Raw genomic sequence first — 302 nt, 5'->3', positions numbered from 1 at the left:
ACTGTTGTCGAACGCAGCGCTCTGGAACGGGTAGCCCGCGTTACGTGCGTAGGAGTCACGATCCGAATACAGCAGATCCGTGTTCAGGGTGATGTTGTCGGTGACGTCGACAATGGAGTTCAGGAATGCCGACTTGCGCTCGATGCCGCTGTAGACCGTGGACTGCTGCGAGGGGAAAGTCACATCGAGCGCCGGATCCACGGGACGGTAGCTCGCAAAATCGGTCGGATCGAGACCCGCGACGTCACGGCGCAAGGTGTAGTTCACACCACCGAACGAGAACTGACCCTCCTTACGCGCAC

The 302-nt window shown here is 59.6% G+C and carries 1 protein-coding gene; it reads right to left on the bottom strand.

Annotated features, from left to right (window positions below; genetic code table 11):
* Nucleotides 1-302 (bottom strand): hypothetical protein (locus SB660_RS19730; protein WP_410583957.1); only part of this gene is annotated, 302 nt, incomplete at both ends.

The sequence above is a fragment of the Bacillus sp. SIMBA_005 genome (assembly GCF_046535585.1).
Classification (GTDB): domain Bacteria; phylum Bacillota; class Bacilli; order Bacillales; family Bacillaceae; genus Bacillus; species Bacillus pumilus.
This window is presented reverse-complemented; position numbering and strand designations above follow the sequence as displayed.